Origin of the sequence: Brucella gallinifaecis (assembly GCF_006476605.1) — a bacterium.
GTDB lineage: Bacteria > Pseudomonadota > Alphaproteobacteria > Rhizobiales > Rhizobiaceae > Brucella > Brucella gallinifaecis.
Genome location: NZ_ML636801.1, coordinates 74,844 through 91,177, shown reverse-complemented (window position 1 = coordinate 91,177; position 16,334 = coordinate 74,844). Strand labels below are relative to the sequence as shown.

The window sequence follows — 16,334 nt, the reverse complement described above, 5'->3', positions numbered from 1 at the left end:
GGTCAGGACCCTAACAGCCAAGTTTGAGCAAGAATGTGACGGAAACACGGAAAATTACAATCTGTTACATTCATGTTACACTTGTTTTGCGTATCAACAAGGCGTGAACCATAATGGGACAGCAAAAAAATCATTTTTTTGACGTCTTTAGTGCAATAATCCGCCCCATGATAAAGGATTTCTGGCAGAGAGGACTTCACCATGAGCAGCTTCAAGCCGGGCCGTTATTCTCCTGCCCGCCTCAATTCGAGCGATATAACGCCGAAGAACCTTTATTTACGCCGCCGCGAATTTCTTGTGGGCGCCGGTGCGATCGCTATAACCGGTTTTGCATCGCCTGCACTCGCTGATCCTTTGAAAGCTGCGGCTTCGGCCTATAAGATCGATGAAAAACTGACGCCCAAAGACGCTGTCACGGGCTATAATAATTTCTATGAATTTGGCACCGACAAGAGTGACCCTTCTGCCAATTCAGGAAACTTCAAACCATTACCATGGCGGCTGAAAATCGATGGGCTGGTCAAACAGCCAAAAGAATTCGACATGCAGGAACTGATTGCCAGAATGCCGCTTGAGGAACGTATCTATCGAATGCGTTGTGTTGAAGCCTGGTCAATGGTCATCCCATGGATTGGTTTTCCGCTTGCAAGCCTGCTTTCTCAGGTCGAGCCCCTTGGTTCTGCCAAATATATTGCGTTCACCGGTGTTGTTCGTCCCGAGGAAATGCCGGGCCAGACAGGGCTGTTTCAGGCGCTCGATTGGCCTTATGTGGAAGGCCTGCGGCTTGACGAAGCCATGCATCCGCTGACGATCCTTTCGGTCGGGCTTTATGGCGAGACCCTTCCCAATGCCAATGGCGCGCCTGTTCGCCTTGTTGTGCCATGGAAATATGGTTTCAAAGGCATCAAATCGATCACAAAAATAAGCTTTGTTGAAAAGCAGCCGCCAACATCCTGGCAGCAACAGGTCGCAGATGAATATGGCTTCTATGCCAATGTGAACCCGGATGTTGATCATCCGCGCTGGTCCCAGGCGACCGAACGCAGGATTGGTGAAGGCAGCTTTTTTAGCCCAAGCCGCCGTCCAACCTTGCCATTCAATGGCTATGGCGAGGAGGTTGCCTCACTCTATGCAGGCATGGATTTGCGGAAAAACTACTGATATGGCCACCCAAACCCCATCGATACGTATCAATGCGTTGAAAGTCTGGGGTCTGTATGTTCTGGGCTTTATTCCCGCATTTTGGACCTTTTATCTCGCAGCCACCGATCAACTGGGTGCAGATCCCGTCAAAAGCTTTGAGCATATACTCGGCCTATGGGGACTGCGTTTTCTCATTCTCACCTTATGCGTCACGCCTATGCGCGACATAACTGGCATCAGCCTGCTGCGTTATCGCCGGGCACTTGGCCTACTCGCCTTCTATTATGTTTTGATGCATTTTGCAGCCTATATGGTGCTGGATCAGGAGATGAACATCCCGGCTGTAATCGCCGATATCGTCAAACGACCATTCATCACCATTGGCATGATAAGTTTTGCTGTTCTGCTTCCCTTGGCACTCACCTCAAACAAGTGGTCAATCCGTAAGCTTGGAAAAGGCTGGATCAAGCTTCACAAGCTGGTCTATCTGGCGATAGCGGGCGGTGCTGTTCATTTTCTGATGTCCGTAAAAAGCTGGCCCGCGGAACCCGTAATTTATGCGGCAATTGTTGCGATGCTTCTGATATGGCGCATAGCAAGGCCATTCATAAAACGAAGCAAACAAATCAAATATCCACGCAAAGCCACCGTAATCATAAAGAAATAAGATAACAGATATTTTTCAATAGATTCTAATCTAACAGATAAATCGGCTTTCCCACAGGATAGGCGATGACATTGAACTGCAAATCATGCCAGTATCGCCACTTCTTTGATAAAAAGCGGCCAGCGAATACGGGATGTCCATGTTATCTATCTTGAAATCCAGACCTGTCCGCTTCACGGGAAAATTTCTATTCGTTCTGTTCGTTATAATCTTTGCTGTCTGGTCCAGCTTTGCAATGTGGTTTCAGCTCCCCTTCGGCAATGCTGTGCGTGGCTCGATCATCGTTGCCTGGCTGGCAATCGCCCTTTGGACAATTGCAGGTGAGCGAAAGCTCCATTGCCGGCGTAAAAGATTATTTTTCTGCCTGTTGGCTCTCATCATTCTTGGCTGGTGGTCCACCATCCGCCCGTCACTTGACCGCATCTGGGCACCTGAAGTGGCCCGTACCATCACCGGCAAGGTAGATGGCAATCTGGTCACACTCTATAATATACGTGATTTCGACTGGCGCACCGTGGATGACTTCACACCTGTCTGGAAGGATGAAACCTACAATCTCGACAAAATCACATCCGTCGATCTCTATCTGTCCTATTGGGCTGGCCCAGCAATTGCACATACATTGCTATCATTCGGCTTTGAAGATGGGCGCCATGTCGTCTTTTCAGGTGAAATCCGCAAGGAACACCACGAAACCTATTCGTCAATTGGTGGTTTTTTCCGCGAATTTGAACTGGCGATGATTGCAGCCGAAGAGCGCGATATTATTTTCCTGCGCACCAATGTCCGCCAGGAAGATGTCTATCGCTATGAAATAGACCTTTCACCTATAGCCGCCAAAGAACTGTTTCTGTCTTATGTAGAACAAGGCAACCAGCTTGCCCAAAAAGCCAAATTCTACAACACAGTGACGACCAATTGTACGACCATTATTTTCAAGATGGCACGCCTGCTTGATCCGGGCATCCCCTTTGATTATCGCGTCCTTCTGTCCGGCTATCTGCCCGCTTATCTTCATGATCATGGATGGATCAAGAATAATGGCAGCACCACGGAGGAAGCCCGCCAGCGCGCCTCCATTGACGAAAAAGCCAAAGCCGGTGGTCGTGAAGACTATTCACAGCGCATACGCCAATAAAAAACCCCGCTCAGGTGCTTGAGCGGGGTTTCCAGTCAATCAGCTATAATTATCAGATTGCAGCGGTAATGATGATTTCGACCTTGTAATCAGGCGTTGCAAGCGCTGCTTCACCGGTCGCGCGTGCTGGCGTATTGGCCTTATCAACCCAGCTATCCCAGACTGCATTCATTTCTGCAAAATCCTTCATATCTGCAAGCCAGATGATTGCCTGAAGAATTTTTGACTTGTCAGAACCGGCAGCTGCCAGCAGGCGATCAACTTCAACCAGAATGGCCTTTGTCTGATCCGTGACGCTTGCGCCCGGCTCTCCAACCTGACCGGCGAGATAAACAGTATTGCCGTGAACAACGGCCTGGCTCATACGTGGTCCGACTTCGATACGACGGATGCTCATGGTGAACTCCTCTTATGAATGCTGCGGATATCCCGCTTGTAAAAACAGAGCGCATCCCGAAAAATGAGAAAAGGTTTTCGGGTAAAGATGCGCGTCAAAACAACTATTCAGAGCGCCAATCTGATCCGATCAGATCGAAAGGCGTTCCCTTATGAAAGTCCCTGCATGTTTTGGCAATGGCTGATACATATATAGTGCCGAGAATTATTGACGCCCGATTGACTCTTTGCCCCCCTTTCCCTATAAGCCGCTCCACGTTCGCCCATAAGGGTTAATGGATGGCTTTTGCTATCCTTCTTATGGGAAAAGAACGCGCTCCTGTTCAATAGGGCGTGATCCTGAAACGTAACTTTGGATTTCAGACAAGATCATGTCCGTCGAAAAGACAGAACCAAGAAGGGCCGCACACCGCGGTATTAAATAAATGAAGCGCACATTCCAGCCATCCAATCTCGTCCGCAAGCGCCGTCACGGCTTCCGTGCACGCATGGCAACTGCCGGCGGTCGCAAGGTTCTCGCCGCTCGCCGCGCACGCGGTCGCAAGCGGCTTTCCGCTTAATCTTTCCCCGCGCGGCCAGCGCGGTGAATAAAGATATGAAAAAGCAGAAACAAATACTCCGCCTTCGCAAGAGAGCGGAGTTTTTGTCTGTCAGGAATGGTGAAAAACGGCGTGGTCCACTGTTTCTTCTGGAGGTCCGTGAACGGTCTGAAGAAGAATCAAAAGCTGCCAAAATTGGCGAAAAACCCCGCATAGGCTTCACCGTCACCAAGAAAAACGGCAATGCAGTGATACGCAATCGTATCCGTCGCAGGTTACGAGAAGCAGTTCGTTGTTACGTAGGGAGTGACATGGCGCTCTCGACAGACTATGTCATCGTAGCACGCGAGCAAGCACTTACTGCGCCCTTTTCGCAACTCACCGCAGAACTCTCCAAGCGCATTAAAGCGAAGGACAATCAGCGGAGCGAAAAGAAACGCCGAACGGAAAGACCGGAATCAGGACCCGTCGATGGAAAATAATCGTAATTTCTTCATAACCATTGCCCTGTCCATCCTCGTATTAACGCTGTGGCAAGTATTCTATCTGGGTCCTAAAACGGAAGCTCAGCGGGAACAGACACGCATTGAGGAGCAGCAGAGCCAGGCCCAGCAGACCACCCAGAGCGAGACGCCACAAATGCCCGGAACCTCCGGCGCAATTCCTGGCTTAAACGATGGTGCAGTCGCAGGCGGCACACTCACCCGCGAAGCAGCCGCAGCCCAGTCCCAGCGTGTGGACATTGATACAGCATCATTGCGCGGCTCAATCAATCTGACCGGCGCACGCCTTGATGATCTTTATCTCAAGAAATATCGTGAAACGGTCAACCCGAATTCACCTGAAATCGAACTGCTGGCCCCATCAAATCTCAAACAGGGATATTTTGTAGAGCTTGGCTTTACCGGCAATGAAACAACCGGACAGGTTCCCGGACCCAATACTGTCTGGGCGGTCGAGGGTAACAACAAGCTAACCCCGTCAACACCGGTTACGCTGACCTATACCAATGACAAGAACATCACCTTCCAGCGTGTCATCTCGGTTGATGATGCCTATATGTTCACCATTGATGACACGATCACCAACAATGCAGCCACACCAATTTCTCTTGCCTCTTATGGCCGCGTAACCCGCTTCAACCAGCCCGAACATGCAAGCGCCACCTATGTTCTTCATGAAGGACTTATCGGCGTCATGGGGCAGGACGGGCTTCAGGAAATCAAATATTCCAAGGTCGAAGACGACAAGGACATTTCATTCAAGGATGTAACAGGCGGCTGGGCCGGTATTACCGACAAATACTGGGCTGCAACGCTGGTTCCTGCGCAGAATGAAAAATTTACCGCCCGTTTCTCACACTTCACAGATGGTCGCCCGCGCTACCAGTCTGACATTCTGAGTGCTCCGGTTACCATTGATGCCGGTCAGTCGCAGGCAATCAAGAACCATGTCTTTGCCGGTGCAAAAGTCGTGCAGGACATCCAGAACTATCAGGACAATCTCGGCATCAAACAGTTTGATCTTCTGATCGACTGGGGTTGGTTCTACTTCATCACCAAGCCGATGTTCTATCTCATCGACTGGATCTACAAATTCTCCGGCAATTTCGGTGTGGCTATTCTGGTTGTTACCGTTCTGCTCAAGGGTGTGTTCTTCCCGCTTGCCAACAAGTCGTACAAGTCAATGGCGCGTATGAAGCTTGTGCAGCCCAAAATGACAGAAATCCGCGAGAAATATGCGGATGACAAAATGAAGCAACAGCAGGAAATGATGCGTCTCTACAAGGAAGAGAAGATCAATCCGCTTGCAGGTTGCTGGCCGGTACTGGTCCAGATTCCAGTGTTCTTCGCGCTTTATAAGGTCCTCTATGTCACCATCGAAATGCGCCATGCGCCGTTCTTTGGCTGGATTCATGACCTTGCAGCGCCGGATCCAACATCGATCTTCAACCTGTTTGGTCTTCTGCCTTATGCAGTTCCCGCATTCCTGATGATCGGCGCATGGCCAATTATCATGGGCATCACCATGTTCCTGCAAATGCGCATGAACCCGACGCCGCCAGATCCAACACAGGCGATGATCTTCACCTGGATGCCGGTTATCTTCACATTCATGCTGGCATCGTTCCCGGCTGGTCTCGTGATCTACTGGGCATGGAACAACACGCTTTCGATCCTCCAGCAGGGTTTCATCATGAAGCGTCAGGGCGTCAAGATTGAATTGTTTGACAATCTGAAAGACCTCTTCAAGCGAAAGCCGAAAGAAATAGAGAAGTAAACATAAAAGCCCGGCTCTGAGCCGGGCTTTTTTTGTGCTCCTTCATGCACAGCGGTTGACAATGCTGTGCGTAACCTTGATGCGTGTAGTCTACACAAAGACATATCAGGAAGACCCCATTGAGTGATCAGGACAAAAAGCAGGCAGCAGCCCAGTTAGCAGCCGATGCGACCCGTGCAGCACATGCAGCTCTGGTCGAAGAAGGACGTCTGCTGTTCAAAAAGTCATGGATATTCATCCGCGGTGTGCCTTCCATGAAGTTTCTGCCGCTGGAAGGTCCCGTTGAAATTGCATTTGCCGGACGTTCAAATGTCGGAAAATCATCGCTCATCAATGCGATTGTCGGCAAGAAAGCTTTAGCGCGTACATCCAACACGCCGGGCCGCACGCAGGAACTTAATTACTTCGTTCCCGATGGCTATTCCGGCGAGAATGGCGATCTGCCGCCGCTCGCACTCGTGGATATGCCGGGCTATGGCTTTGCAGAAGCTCCAAAGTCCCATGTCGATGCATGGACGCGGCTTGTATTCGACTATCTTCGTGGCCGTACGACATTGAAGCGCGTTTATTTGCTCATCGATTCACGCCATGGCATCAAGAAAAACGATGCCGAAGTGCTCGACCTGCTCGACAAGGCCGCCGTATCCTATCAGATTGTGCTGACCAAGATTGACAAGATCAAAGCTGCCGGCATTCCACGTTTGCTCGAAGAGACCCATGCGCTTACGAAAAAACGGGCAGCCTGTTTTCCCGGCATCATCACGACATCGTCGGAAAAAGGTCTGGGACTTGATGAATTACGCGCTGCAATCGCGCTTGTGGCCAAAGAATAATCCGAAACCATAAAGCAGTTTCCATATATCTGAGACTGCTTTAGAACGCTCCCGATTTGCCCTGTTGCCCGCAATGGAAACGACGATGACGACCTTTGAAAATCCTGAAATGCAAGCACGGCTCCTTTCCGCAGCCCTGCCCTATATGCAGCGTTATGAGAACAAGAATGTCGTGGTGAAATATGGTGGCCACGCCATGGGCAACCCGGAACTGGGCAAGGCATTTGCACGCGACATCGCACTTTTAAAGCAATCCGGCATCAATCCGATTGTCGTGCATGGCGGCGGTCCGCAGATTCAGGCCATGCTGACCAAGCTCGGCATTGAATCGCGTTTTGAAGGCGGTTTGCGCGTCACCGACGAAAAAACGGTTGAAGTGGTGGAAATGGTGCTGGCCGGTTCCATCAACAAGGAAATCGTCGCCCTCATCAATGCAGAAGGCGAATGGGCCATCGGGCTTTGCGGCAAGGACGGCAACATGGTTTTTGCACGCAAAGCGCATAAGACCATTATTGACCCCGATTCCAACATTGAAAAAGTGCTTGATCTTGGCTTTGTCGGCGAGCCGGCTGAAGTTGATCGTACATTGCTTGATCTGCTCGCACGCTCGGAAATGATTCCGGTTATTGCCCCTGTTGCGCCGGGCCGTGATGGTCACACTTACAATATCAATGCAGACACTTTTGCAGGGGCGATTGCCGGTGCATTGGCTGCAACACGTCTTTTATTCCTGACAGATGTTCCGGGCGTTCTCGACAAGGACAAGAAACTTATCAAGGAACTCTCGGTTGCCGATGCGCAGGCACTGATCAGGGACGGAACAATTTCCGGCGGTATGATCCCCAAGGTCGAAACCTGTATTGATGCAATCCGCCGTGGCGTTGAAGGCGTTGTCATTCTCAATGGCAAGACACCCCATTCAGTGCTGCTTGAATTGTTCACCGAACATGGTGCCGGCACGTTAATCGTGCCGTAATGGAGACAGCACGTTAATCGTGCCGTGATAAACCATGGCTAACCAACCTGACGCTCTTGCCTTTGCTCACGTCACCGACTGGGTGTTTGACCTCGACAATACACTCTATCCGCATGCTGCCGATCTGTTCTCACAGATCGACGTGCGGATGACAAACTATGTCGAAAAGCTGCTTAATCTGCCCCGTGACGAAGCCCGCAAGATTCAGAAACAGTTTTATCTGGAATATGGCACAACGCTCAAAGGTCTGATGGAATGTCATCAGATTGATCCGGACGATTTTCTCAAACATGTCCATGATATTGACTATTCATGGCTGAAACTTGATCCAGCCTTAGGCAAGGCAATCCGTGCCCTGCCCGGTCGCCGTTTCATCTTCACCAATGGTGATCGTGGCCATGCAGAACGCGCTGCCCGTCAACTTGGTATTCTCGATGATTTCGACGATATTTTCGACATTGTTGCAGCCGACCTGATACCCAAACCGGAACGCGCCACTTATGACCGTTTTCTTGGCACCTTTGGCATTGACCCACAAAAAGCAGTGATGTTCGAGGATCTGGCGCGTAATCTCGTTGTGCCAAAAACCCTCGGCATGAAGACCGTGCTGATTGTGCCGAATAATTTTGAACCAACCTTCTCCGAAATTTGGGAAAGTGATCCTGAATTTACCGATCAGGTCGATTATGTGACCGACAATCTGACGCAATTTCTGCAAACTATCATTGCAAACTGATAAAAAAGCCCGGTTGTGATCAACCGGGCTTTTCCATTCTCAATCAGAGCTTATAGAAACTCTTGATCTCGTCCCAGGCCTCGTCGGCAGTATCGACAAAGGTCAGCAACTCAATATCGGCGGGCGAAATTGTGCCCTGCTCTGCCAGAAATTCGATATTGATTGCCTTGCTCCAGAACTCTTTGCCAAACAGGATCAGCGGCATACGTTCCATGCGATCGGTCTGGATAAGCGTCATCGCTTCAAACAATTCATCCATGGTGCCAAAGCCACCGGGGAAGACGCAAATAGCCTTCGCACGCATCAGAAAATGCATTTTACGCAATGCAAAATAATGGAAGTTGAAGCACAATTCCGGCGTCACATAGCTATTGGGTGCCTGCTCATGCGGCAACACAATATTAAGACCAATGGTCGGTGCTCCAACATCAGCGGCACCGCGATTTCCTGCTTCCATCACGCCCGGGCCACCACCCGTCACCACGATGAACTCACGATAATAGGTGCTGGCCGAATATTCTGAACAGATACGGGCAAATTTGCGTGCTTCTTCATAATAACGCGAATTTGCTTCAAGATTCTTCTTCTGCAATTCGTTTTTTGCCGCCCATGCCTCACCGCCCGGCTCAGGAATACGTGCGCCACCAAACATCACAACCGTCGACTTGATGCCACGATCAGCAAGAATGAGTTCAGGCTTAAGAAGCTCAAGCTGAAGCCGGATGGGGCGCATATCGCGCCGCGTCATAAAATCATCATCCATGAAAGCAAGGCGATAGGCTTCAGCCTCGGTCTGAGGCGTTTTGGGCACGGTACGCGCCTGCTTAACGGCCTCCTCAGAATTCGGGAAAGGCGTCCAGCCAGTCTTCTCCATTGGGTTCATGCTTGCCTGCTCCTTCAATTTCAATGCATATTGATGACTTAGCATCATTTTCAGTGTTAAATTCTTAACCTGGCGCAATTGCGTTCAGATATTTCACACAATAACGCGATTGACCCCTATCCTGCCTTCGCTTAATCACTTGGCTGACAACTGCCGGCCAAAAAGACGGCAGCCGCTTATCCTGCCATTTTATGGAGACCGCCCTATGACCAAGCCAGATCTCGCCTCCCTTGAAAAGGTCATTGAAAAGGCTTTTGACGAACGCGATGGCGTCAACACCACAACGCGCGGCGAAATCCGCGATGCTGTGGAGCAATCGCTTTTCTTACTCGATCGCGGTGAAGCGCGTGTGGCAGAAAAACAGGCTGACGGCAACTGGCAGGTTAATCAATGGCTCAAGAAAGCAGTGCTTCTTTCTTTCCGCCTCAACCCGATGCAGATCATCAAAGGCGGCCCCGGCAATGCTTCGTGGTGGGACAAGGTTCCTTCCAAGTTTGACGGCTGGACAGCCAATGAGTTCGAACAGGCAGGTATTCGTGCTGTTCCAAACTCAGTTGTGCGCTATTCAGCCTATATCGCACCCAATGCGATCCTGATGCCGTCTTTTGTCAATCTCGGCGCCTATGTCGATGAAGGCACGATGGTCGACGCATGGGCAACCGTCGGCTCCTGTGCCCAGATCGGCAAGAATGTGCATCTTTCAGGCGGCGTTGGTATCGGCGGCGTTCTGGAACCCATGCAGGCTGGTCCAACCATCATTGAAGACAATTGCTTCATCGGTGCGCGTTCGGAAGTTGTCGAAGGCTGTATTGTCCGCGAAGGCGCCGTGCTTGGCATGGGTGTGTTCATTGGCAAATCAACCAGGATTGTCGACCGCGCAACCGGCGAAATCTTTTACGGTGAAGTGCCGCCCTATTCGGTTGTGGTTGCCGGCACCCTGCCGGGTAAGCCATTCCCGAATGGCGAAGCTGGTCCGGGCCTCTATTGCGCTGTGATTGTAAAGCGCGTCGATGAAAAAACCCGTTCAAAAACCTCGATTAACGAATTGCTGCGCGACTAATTTGTCAATATTATCAAAGAAAAAGGCGAAGCTCGTAAGCTTCGCCTTTTTTGTATCAGCAAACAGAAAACTTATTTCTGGTAGCTTGAAGGCGATGCATCACCAAAACGATGTGCAGAACCATCTGTGTTCGTCTGTGTCTGGATCGATGCAGGAGCAGTATAATCAACACCGCGTGTTGCAACCGGAGTACGATCACTCGCATAAAGATTTGCAGGCTCGCCAACATGTGGATTTTCAGCGAAAGCAGCGCCGGCACTAAGAGCAAGAGCAGCAGCAGCAAGAACAAACTTATTCATTTTCTATCTCCTTAGTCATTAGAACAACGTTCTATGCGTCGTCCTCATGCACCTCAGATGGGTGACAGTGATAAAAATTTCCAGTCACGAAAATGTTTTCATAATCACATAATTGTGCACAAAAACCGACATCCGTGCATAAATATAATAAAAATTATTATTTATTATCATGTATTTAAATCATATATCAGCATTCACACATTTGTTATTGTGTCAATTTTGTTCGATTTTTGTGAACAGTGCGTCATCATTTATTGTAAAAGAATAGCGAACAATAAAGCGGTTTTGATCATGATCGCTTGGCTTATAGATTTCACTCCCAAAAGAAACAGCACTGGAATCAAAAAAGGGACCGATCAATCGGCTCCTTCACGGCAGGGTGTTTCTTAAAACCGGTCTAGTTACTCGCTACAGCCACAGAGCGTCCAGTAATAGAAACCCATTGACCGGCATGGGCGGGCGACTGCATCTTGATATAGCGATAAGAGGTCTTCTCAACCGGCAAGACCTCCTTGCGCATATTATCGAGTATATAATCACCCTGGTCGGTGCGAACGCTCAGCACAATATGCGCTTCACTCCCCTGCACCATGGTAATCAGAAGCTGTGACGGATGCATGCCACGCGCAATCAGTCTGGCACGTTTCAACAGAACATAGTCCTCGCAGTCACCTTTGCCATTCTTCGGAATGGTCCAGTAATCACGCTTGCCATAATTCTGCTGATCGGAAACCGGCTTGATAGCCGCATTCACGGAAGCATTGACGCTTTGCAGCACCTTCATACGTTCCGGTGTCAGCTTCATCGGTCGCAAAGCACGGTGTGCGCCACAATCACGCGGACTACGCTTGCAATAATCAAGATGACCATAAGGAATGCTGGTGAAGCCGCCCGCTTCACTCCATTGCCCCGCCTGAGCAGGAACAGATAATAGTCCAATTGTTAAACCTGCAACGGCAGAAACCAGTAAACGCATGGCGGATTCCCATTTTTAAAAACACTCCGAAGAGCATTTTCTGAAATTATTCCCCGTTGACCGGTCCGTTTCCCGGATCTCGTTATCAACCTTTTTTTAACTAACGATGACAAAGCCCCTCTGGTCAAGGAAAATTCATTCTGCAATTGCAGCGATCTGGGAAAAGCTGCGATTTTGGTGCGTCCTCGAACTTGTTTATCTAGGCTCAGGACCCTAAAGAGGCGATTGCTATTTCATCTGGAAGCTTCACGATCTAATCTCAGCCCATACGATTCTCAGAACAAAGCTTTGACATTATGAGCCTTCCTGCAAATCCCGCCGAAAACCTTGCTGCTCTCATTCGCTGCCCGTCCGTGACACCCGCCGAAGGCGGTGCGCTGACAGTTCTGCAAGCTATGCTCGAGCCAATGGGCTTTTCCATTCAGCGTCCTGTCTTCACTGAAGAGGGCACGCCGGATATTGAAAATCTCTATGCCCGCAAATCCGGCAATGGTGCGCATCTGATGTTTGCCGGACACACCGATGTCGTACCACCGGGCAATGAGAGCGACTGGAAGCATCCGCCATTCTCTGCCGCTATAGAAGACGGCATCATGTATGGCCGCGGCGCTGTGGATATGAAAGGCGGCATCGCCTGCTTTGTGGCCGCTGTCGCGCGTCACATTGAAAAACATGGCAATCTCAAGGGCAGTATCTCCTTCCTCATCACCGGCGATGAAGAAGGACCGGCCATCAACGGAACTGAAAAACTGCTGCAATGGGCCAAAGAGCGCGGCGAAACATGGGATGCGTCGCTTGTGGGCGAACCAACCAATCCTGACACACTCGGCGACATGATCAAGATCGGGCGCCGTGGCTCAATATCCGGCACGATCACAGTGCATGGCACACAAGGCCACGTTGCCTATCCGCATCTTGCAGAAAATCCGGTGCGCGGCATTACCACCCTGATCGATAGCCTGCTTTATCCAGCCTTTGATGAAGGCACGGATGACTTTCAGGCCAGCAATATGGAAGTCACGACCATTGACGTTGGCAACAAGGCCACCAATGTCATTGCAAACAAGGCGAGCGCTTCCTTCAGTATCCGTTTTAACAACACATGGACCGCAGACAGTCTGAAGGCTGAAATCATTTCACGTCTTGAAAAGGCTTCGCGCAATGAGCGTTTTCGTCCGGGCCGTAAAACGCCAATCAACTATGAACTGAGCTGGCGCGAACACCCAAGCCATGTCTTTCTCACCCGCGATGAAAAGCTGATCGGAACGCTGACCGCTTCTGTGGAAGCTGTAACCGGCAAACGCCCGCAACTCTCCACCTCAGGCGGCACATCGGATGCGCGTTTCATCAAGGATTATTGCCCGGTCGTCGAATTTGGTCTTGTCGGTCAAACCATGCATATGGTCGATGAGCGCGTAGCTCTTGCTGATCTTGAAGGATTGACGCAAGTTTACGAACGCTTCATAGCCGACTTTTTCGGATAGGATCAACAATGCCGAGTCTGGATAATATTCTCAGATATTTCACAGGCGTCTGGAAAATGATGCTTGGCCGCAAGGACGGCCTTGCCTATCTGGACATATCGGCAGAAGATTTCTGGGCATCATTTTATGCGATCATAATTGCCCTGCCGCCACTTCTTGCAACATGGGTGGCCTATGCAGCCGATCTCACCGCGGGGCGCGACGAGGCAGGTCTTCGGCTGGCCATAGTCTTTCGAGCTGCATGTGTTGATATGGCTGCCTGGGTGATACCGATCATTCTAGTTGGCCTGATTGCCAAACGTATCGACATTGCAAACCGCTATGCCACCTATGTGATTGCGACCAATTGGGGCAGTGCACTTCTGGCATGGCTTTTTGCACCAATCACGCTTTTACAACTGTTTTTTCCGGGATTTCTCGATGTCGCAACATTGTTCGCATTCGTGCTCTTCGGAATATCAATCATCCTGAGCTACCGGCTGACATTCATCGCTCTCCAGCGCCCCCACAGCTATGTGGCGCCATTCTTTGCCTGCATGTTTTTCGGCTCACTGTTTATCACAGTGTTCCTGCAACAGCTTTTTGGCATCGGAATCAGCGCACAAACATTCTAAAACGGAAATGGGTAATCAACACCAATAAGGTAGAGACCATAAGGCGGCGCAACCTGACCACAAGCCTTGCGGTCTTTTGCCTCTAAAGCTGCCTGCAAATCATCCGCCGTCCAGCGGCCAATGCCAACTTCCATCAGGCTCCCCGCAAAGGAGCGCACCTGATTATGCAGAAACGAACGCGCAGAAACGCGCATTTCGACATAGTCACCATTGCGTGTGACATCGAGCCTGTCGAGCGTCTTGACCGGGCTTTTTGCCTGACATTGTGTTGCACGAAATGTCGTAAAATCATGCTCACCAAGCAACCGCTTTGCCGCCTCATGCATCATTTCGTGATCAAGGCGCTTCTGCACCCACCATACCCGCTGATAATCAATTGCCAGCGGTGAGCGACGATTGTGAATGCGATAAAGATAGTGCCGGGCACGCGCCGAAAAGCGCGCATCAAAAGCATCTGTCGTCTTCTCGACATTGAGAATGCTGATACGCTCATCCGCCATAACCAGATGTGCATTCAGGGCATCACGCACTTTCGCAGCACCCCAATCCTTGGTCAGATCGACATGAATAACCTGCGCAATCGCATGAACGCCTGCGTCAGTCCGGCCAGCCGCACTCAATGTCAGATCCTCGCCGCAGAACCTCTTGAATGCCTGCTCAATTGCATTCTGCACGGCATGGCCGTTTTCCTGCCGCTGCCAGCCGACATAGGGCATACCGTCATATTCGACCGTGATCTTGTAACGAGGCAACGCTCAAAGAACCTTCGTCACTTGCGCACCACGCAGAAAATCCTGCGCGACCAGAGGCTTGCCGCCCGAACGTTGCAGCGTCACAAGCCGCACCGCACCATCCCCGCAAGCAATCGTCAGACGATCATCGAGGATCGTTCCCGGAACGCCACTGCCGTCGACCCCAATGGCCTCACCTAATGTGGAACGCTGGAGTTTCACACGTTCAACCACACCATTGATTTCCATCTCGCACCAGGCGCCCGGAAATGGTGAAATGCCGCGGATCGTATTGTGAACATCCTTTGCAGGCTTTGACCAGTCGATACGTGCTTCCGCCTTGTCGATCTTGGCGGCATAGGTCACACCCTCTTCCGGCTGCGCCTGAAGTGTGAGACTGTCACGCTCAAGCGCACCCAGCGCACGAACCATCAGATCAGCACCAATCATGCTCAAACGATCATGCAGCTCGCCTGCGCTCATATCCGGGGTGATTGCAACCTTTTCGGCCATGGCGACCGGCCCCGTATCCAGCCCCGCATCCATCTTCATGATCATCATGCCGGTTTCTGTATCGCCCGACATGATCGCACGTTGAATAGGTGCCGCCCCACGCCAGCGCGGGAGAAGCGAGGCATGACCATTGTAACATCCAAGACGCGGCGCATCGAGAATTGCCTGTGGCAGCAGCAGACCATAGGCGACCACGATTGCAACATCTGCTTCAAGACTTGCAAATACGTCCTGCTCTTCCGTGCCTTTCAGACTTTTCGGCGTGAAAACCGGAATGCCGAATTCCTCAGCCTTTTCATGGACGGGTGATTTGGTCAATTCCAGCCCACGGCGGCCAGCCGGACGCGGTGGCTGCGAGTAAACGGCAACCACGTCATAGCCCTGTCCGATGATGGCTGTGAGAATTGGCACCGAAAAATCCGGTGTTCCCATAAACACGATCCGCATCACAAAACCTTGTTCGATGCACGCTGGCTTGCGAGCTTTTTAAACTTCTTGATGACCATATCACGCTTGAGCTTGGAAATATGATCGATAAACAACACGCCATTGAGATGGTCGATCTCATGCTGCAGGCAGGTCGCCATCAGCCCATCCGCATCAATAGACTGCGCTTTGCCATCCACATCAAAATAATTGACCTTGATGCTCGCAGGACGCTCAACTTCCGCATAATAATCCGGGATAGACAGACAGCCCTCTTCATAAACGCTGCGTTCGTCGGATGAGGATACAATCGTCGGATTGATAAAGACCTGAGGAGTCTTTGGCTCATCCTCCTTGGCCAGATCAATAACCAGCATCTGAAGAGGCTCGCCAACCTGAATGGCGGCCAGCCCAATGCCCGGCGCGTCATACATGGTGTCGAGCATGTCGTCGGCAAATTTGCGCAACTGATCATCAAAGCGCTCAACAGGCTTGGACAGCTGGCGCAATACGGGATCGGGAAGGATAATGAGCGGTTTTATAGACATTTGCTTCACGTAATCGCTTGCGTGAGAATCGTCAATTGCAGATTGAAAAATGTTCTCGTTTTGATCTCATCAACTCGTCACGAATCAGCTAA

The 16,334-nt window shown here is 50.7% G+C and carries 19 protein-coding genes; 12 read left to right on the top strand and 7 right to left on the bottom strand.

All coding sequences use genetic code 11. The annotated features are described in order from the left end of the window. The first annotated feature begins 201 nt into the window (after positions 1-201). The 3 genes from msrP to FHY56_RS02610 all read left to right on the top strand — a co-directional run bounded on the left by msrP (position 202) and on the right by FHY56_RS02610 (position 2,948). Complete coding sequence (msrP, locus tag FHY56_RS02620; protein WP_140903632.1) at positions 202-1,161, top strand: protein-methionine-sulfoxide reductase catalytic subunit MsrP; 960 nt, start codon at positions 202-204, stop codon at positions 1,159-1,161. Continuing rightward, positions 1,142-1,810: a protein-methionine-sulfoxide reductase heme-binding subunit MsrQ gene (gene msrQ / locus FHY56_RS02615; RefSeq protein ID WP_376890255.1), complete on the top strand. Its 669-nt coding sequence runs from the start codon at positions 1,142-1,144 to the stop codon at positions 1,808-1,810. Before msrP ends, msrQ begins: the two co-directional genes overlap by 20 nt. A 139-nt stretch (positions 1,811-1,949) precedes the next feature. Then, a complete protein-coding gene (locus tag FHY56_RS02610) occupies positions 1,950-2,948 on the top strand; it encodes an Lnb N-terminal periplasmic domain-containing protein (RefSeq protein WP_193556751.1) in 999 nt (332 codons plus the stop codon). 52 nt (positions 2,949-3,000) lie between these two features. Here FHY56_RS02610 and FHY56_RS02605 read toward each other — a convergent pair whose 3' ends face one another. After that, positions 3,001-3,345: a RidA family protein gene (locus FHY56_RS02605; protein ID WP_140903629.1), complete on the bottom strand. Its 345-nt coding sequence runs from the start codon at positions 3,343-3,345 to the stop codon at positions 3,001-3,003. 424 nt (positions 3,346-3,769) lie between these two features. Between FHY56_RS02605 and rpmH the strand changes: the two genes are divergently transcribed. The 6 genes from rpmH to FHY56_RS02575 all read left to right on the top strand — a co-directional run bounded on the left by rpmH (position 3,770) and on the right by FHY56_RS02575 (position 8,708). Then, on the top strand, positions 3,770-3,904 hold the full coding sequence (gene rpmH / locus FHY56_RS02600) for a 50S ribosomal protein L34 (RefSeq protein WP_007876380.1): 135 nt from the start codon (positions 3,770-3,772) through the stop codon (positions 3,902-3,904). A gap of 35 nt (positions 3,905-3,939) precedes the next feature. After that, positions 3,940-4,365, top strand: coding sequence for a ribonuclease P protein component (rnpA, locus tag FHY56_RS02595; protein WP_140903628.1), 426 nt, complete (start codon positions 3,940-3,942; stop codon positions 4,363-4,365). Then, on the top strand, positions 4,355-6,163 hold the full coding sequence (yidC, locus tag FHY56_RS02590) for a membrane protein insertase YidC (RefSeq protein WP_140903627.1): 1,809 nt from the start codon (positions 4,355-4,357) through the stop codon (positions 6,161-6,163). The genes rnpA and yidC overlap by 11 nt, the downstream gene beginning before the upstream one ends. Positions 6,164-6,282: 119 nt before the next feature. Next, entirely contained in the window at positions 6,283-6,996 is a 714-nt protein-coding gene (gene yihA, locus FHY56_RS02585; RefSeq protein WP_140903626.1) for a ribosome biogenesis GTP-binding protein YihA/YsxC, read from the top strand. An 85-nt stretch (positions 6,997-7,081) separates the two neighbouring features. Continuing rightward, positions 7,082-7,972 (top strand): acetylglutamate kinase, encoded by an 891-nt coding sequence (gene argB, locus FHY56_RS02580; protein WP_140903625.1) that lies wholly within the window; start codon positions 7,082-7,084, stop codon positions 7,970-7,972. A 34-nt stretch (positions 7,973-8,006) separates the two neighbouring features. After that, positions 8,007-8,708: a pyrimidine 5'-nucleotidase gene (locus FHY56_RS02575; RefSeq protein WP_140903624.1), complete on the top strand. Its 702-nt coding sequence runs from the start codon at positions 8,007-8,009 to the stop codon at positions 8,706-8,708. Positions 8,709-8,751: 43 nt separating this feature from the next. Here the strand turns inward: FHY56_RS02575 and FHY56_RS02570 are convergent, their stop codons facing one another. Further along, on the bottom strand, positions 8,752-9,591 hold the full coding sequence (locus tag FHY56_RS02570) for an LOG family protein (RefSeq protein ID WP_140903623.1): 840 nt from the start codon (positions 9,589-9,591) through the stop codon (positions 8,752-8,754). Between the two features lie 205 nt (positions 9,592-9,796). Here FHY56_RS02570 and dapD point away from each other — a divergent pair, with 205 nt between their 5' ends. Further along, complete coding sequence (gene dapD, locus FHY56_RS02565) at positions 9,797-10,651, top strand: 2,3,4,5-tetrahydropyridine-2,6-dicarboxylate N-succinyltransferase (RefSeq protein ID WP_140903622.1); 855 nt, start codon at positions 9,797-9,799, stop codon at positions 10,649-10,651. A 71-nt stretch (positions 10,652-10,722) separates the two neighbouring features. Here dapD and FHY56_RS02560 read toward each other — a convergent pair whose 3' ends face one another. After that, a complete protein-coding gene (locus FHY56_RS02560; RefSeq protein WP_140903621.1) occupies positions 10,723-10,950 on the bottom strand; it encodes a hypothetical protein in 228 nt (75 codons plus the stop codon). A gap of 397 nt (positions 10,951-11,347) precedes the next feature. Beyond that, on the bottom strand, positions 11,348-11,926 hold the full coding sequence (locus tag FHY56_RS02555) for a transglutaminase-like cysteine peptidase (RefSeq protein ID WP_140903620.1): 579 nt from the start codon (positions 11,924-11,926) through the stop codon (positions 11,348-11,350). Positions 11,927-12,222: 296 nt separating this feature from the next. On the opposite strand from FHY56_RS02555, the gene dapE reads away from it, so the two are divergent. Both dapE and FHY56_RS02545 read left to right on the top strand, forming a co-directional pair. Next, positions 12,223-13,410: a succinyl-diaminopimelate desuccinylase gene (dapE, locus tag FHY56_RS02550; protein WP_140903619.1), complete on the top strand. Its 1,188-nt coding sequence runs from the start codon at positions 12,223-12,225 to the stop codon at positions 13,408-13,410. Between the two features lie 8 nt (positions 13,411-13,418). Beyond that, a complete protein-coding gene (locus FHY56_RS02545) occupies positions 13,419-14,024 on the top strand; it encodes a hypothetical protein (protein ID WP_140903618.1) in 606 nt (201 codons plus the stop codon). Here the strand turns inward: FHY56_RS02545 and truA are convergent. Genes truA through def form a run of 3 tightly spaced genes read right to left on the bottom strand, consistent with a single transcriptional unit; the run spans position 14,021 to position 16,242 of the window. Further along, positions 14,021-14,776: a tRNA pseudouridine(38-40) synthase TruA gene (truA, locus tag FHY56_RS02540; protein WP_140903617.1), complete on the bottom strand. Its 756-nt coding sequence runs from the start codon at positions 14,774-14,776 to the stop codon at positions 14,021-14,023. The two genes, FHY56_RS02545 and truA, sit on opposite strands and share 4 nt — an antisense overlap. A 3-nt stretch (positions 14,777-14,779) precedes the next feature. Then, positions 14,780-15,715 (bottom strand): methionyl-tRNA formyltransferase, encoded by a 936-nt coding sequence (gene fmt, locus FHY56_RS02535; protein ID WP_140903616.1) that lies wholly within the window; start codon positions 15,713-15,715, stop codon positions 14,780-14,782. Further along, positions 15,715-16,242, bottom strand: a complete 528-nt coding sequence (gene def, locus FHY56_RS02530) for a peptide deformylase (protein WP_140903615.1) — start codon at positions 16,240-16,242, stop codon at positions 15,715-15,717. Before def ends, fmt begins: the two co-directional genes overlap by 1 nt. Positions 16,243-16,334 lie beyond the last annotated feature (92 nt).

Coding starts and splice junctions, on each gene's coding strand:
- msrP (WP_140903632.1), top strand. CDS start 202: ATGAGCAGCTTCAAGCCGGGCCGTTATTCTCCTGCCCGCCTCAATTCG.
- FHY56_RS02610 (WP_193556751.1), top strand. CDS start 1,950: ATGTTATCTATCTTGAAATCCAGACCTGTCCGCTTCACGGGAAAATTT.
- FHY56_RS02605 (WP_140903629.1), bottom strand. CDS start 3,345: ATGAGCATCCGTCGTATCGAAGTCGGACCACGTATGAGCCAGGCCGTT.
- rpmH (WP_007876380.1), top strand. CDS start 3,770: ATGAAGCGCACATTCCAGCCATCCAATCTCGTCCGCAAGCGCCGTCAC.
- rnpA (WP_140903628.1), top strand. CDS start 3,940: ATGAAAAAGCAGAAACAAATACTCCGCCTTCGCAAGAGAGCGGAGTTT.
- yidC (WP_140903627.1), top strand. CDS start 4,355: ATGGAAAATAATCGTAATTTCTTCATAACCATTGCCCTGTCCATCCTC.
- argB (WP_140903625.1), top strand. CDS start 7,082: ATGACGACCTTTGAAAATCCTGAAATGCAAGCACGGCTCCTTTCCGCA.
- FHY56_RS02575 (WP_140903624.1), top strand. CDS start 8,007: ATGGCTAACCAACCTGACGCTCTTGCCTTTGCTCACGTCACCGACTGG.
- FHY56_RS02570 (WP_140903623.1), bottom strand. CDS start 9,591: ATGAACCCAATGGAGAAGACTGGCTGGACGCCTTTCCCGAATTCTGAG.
- dapD (WP_140903622.1), top strand. CDS start 9,797: ATGACCAAGCCAGATCTCGCCTCCCTTGAAAAGGTCATTGAAAAGGCT.
- FHY56_RS02560 (WP_140903621.1), bottom strand. CDS start 10,950: ATGAATAAGTTTGTTCTTGCTGCTGCTGCTCTTGCTCTTAGTGCCGGC.
- FHY56_RS02555 (WP_140903620.1), bottom strand. CDS start 11,926: ATGCGTTTACTGGTTTCTGCCGTTGCAGGTTTAACAATTGGACTATTA.
- dapE (WP_140903619.1), top strand. CDS start 12,223: ATGAGCCTTCCTGCAAATCCCGCCGAAAACCTTGCTGCTCTCATTCGC.
- FHY56_RS02545 (WP_140903618.1), top strand. CDS start 13,419: ATGCCGAGTCTGGATAATATTCTCAGATATTTCACAGGCGTCTGGAAA.
- fmt (WP_140903616.1), bottom strand. CDS start 15,715: ATGCGGATCGTGTTTATGGGAACACCGGATTTTTCGGTGCCAATTCTC.
- def (WP_140903615.1), bottom strand. CDS start 16,242: ATGTCTATAAAACCGCTCATTATCCTTCCCGATCCCGTATTGCGCCAG.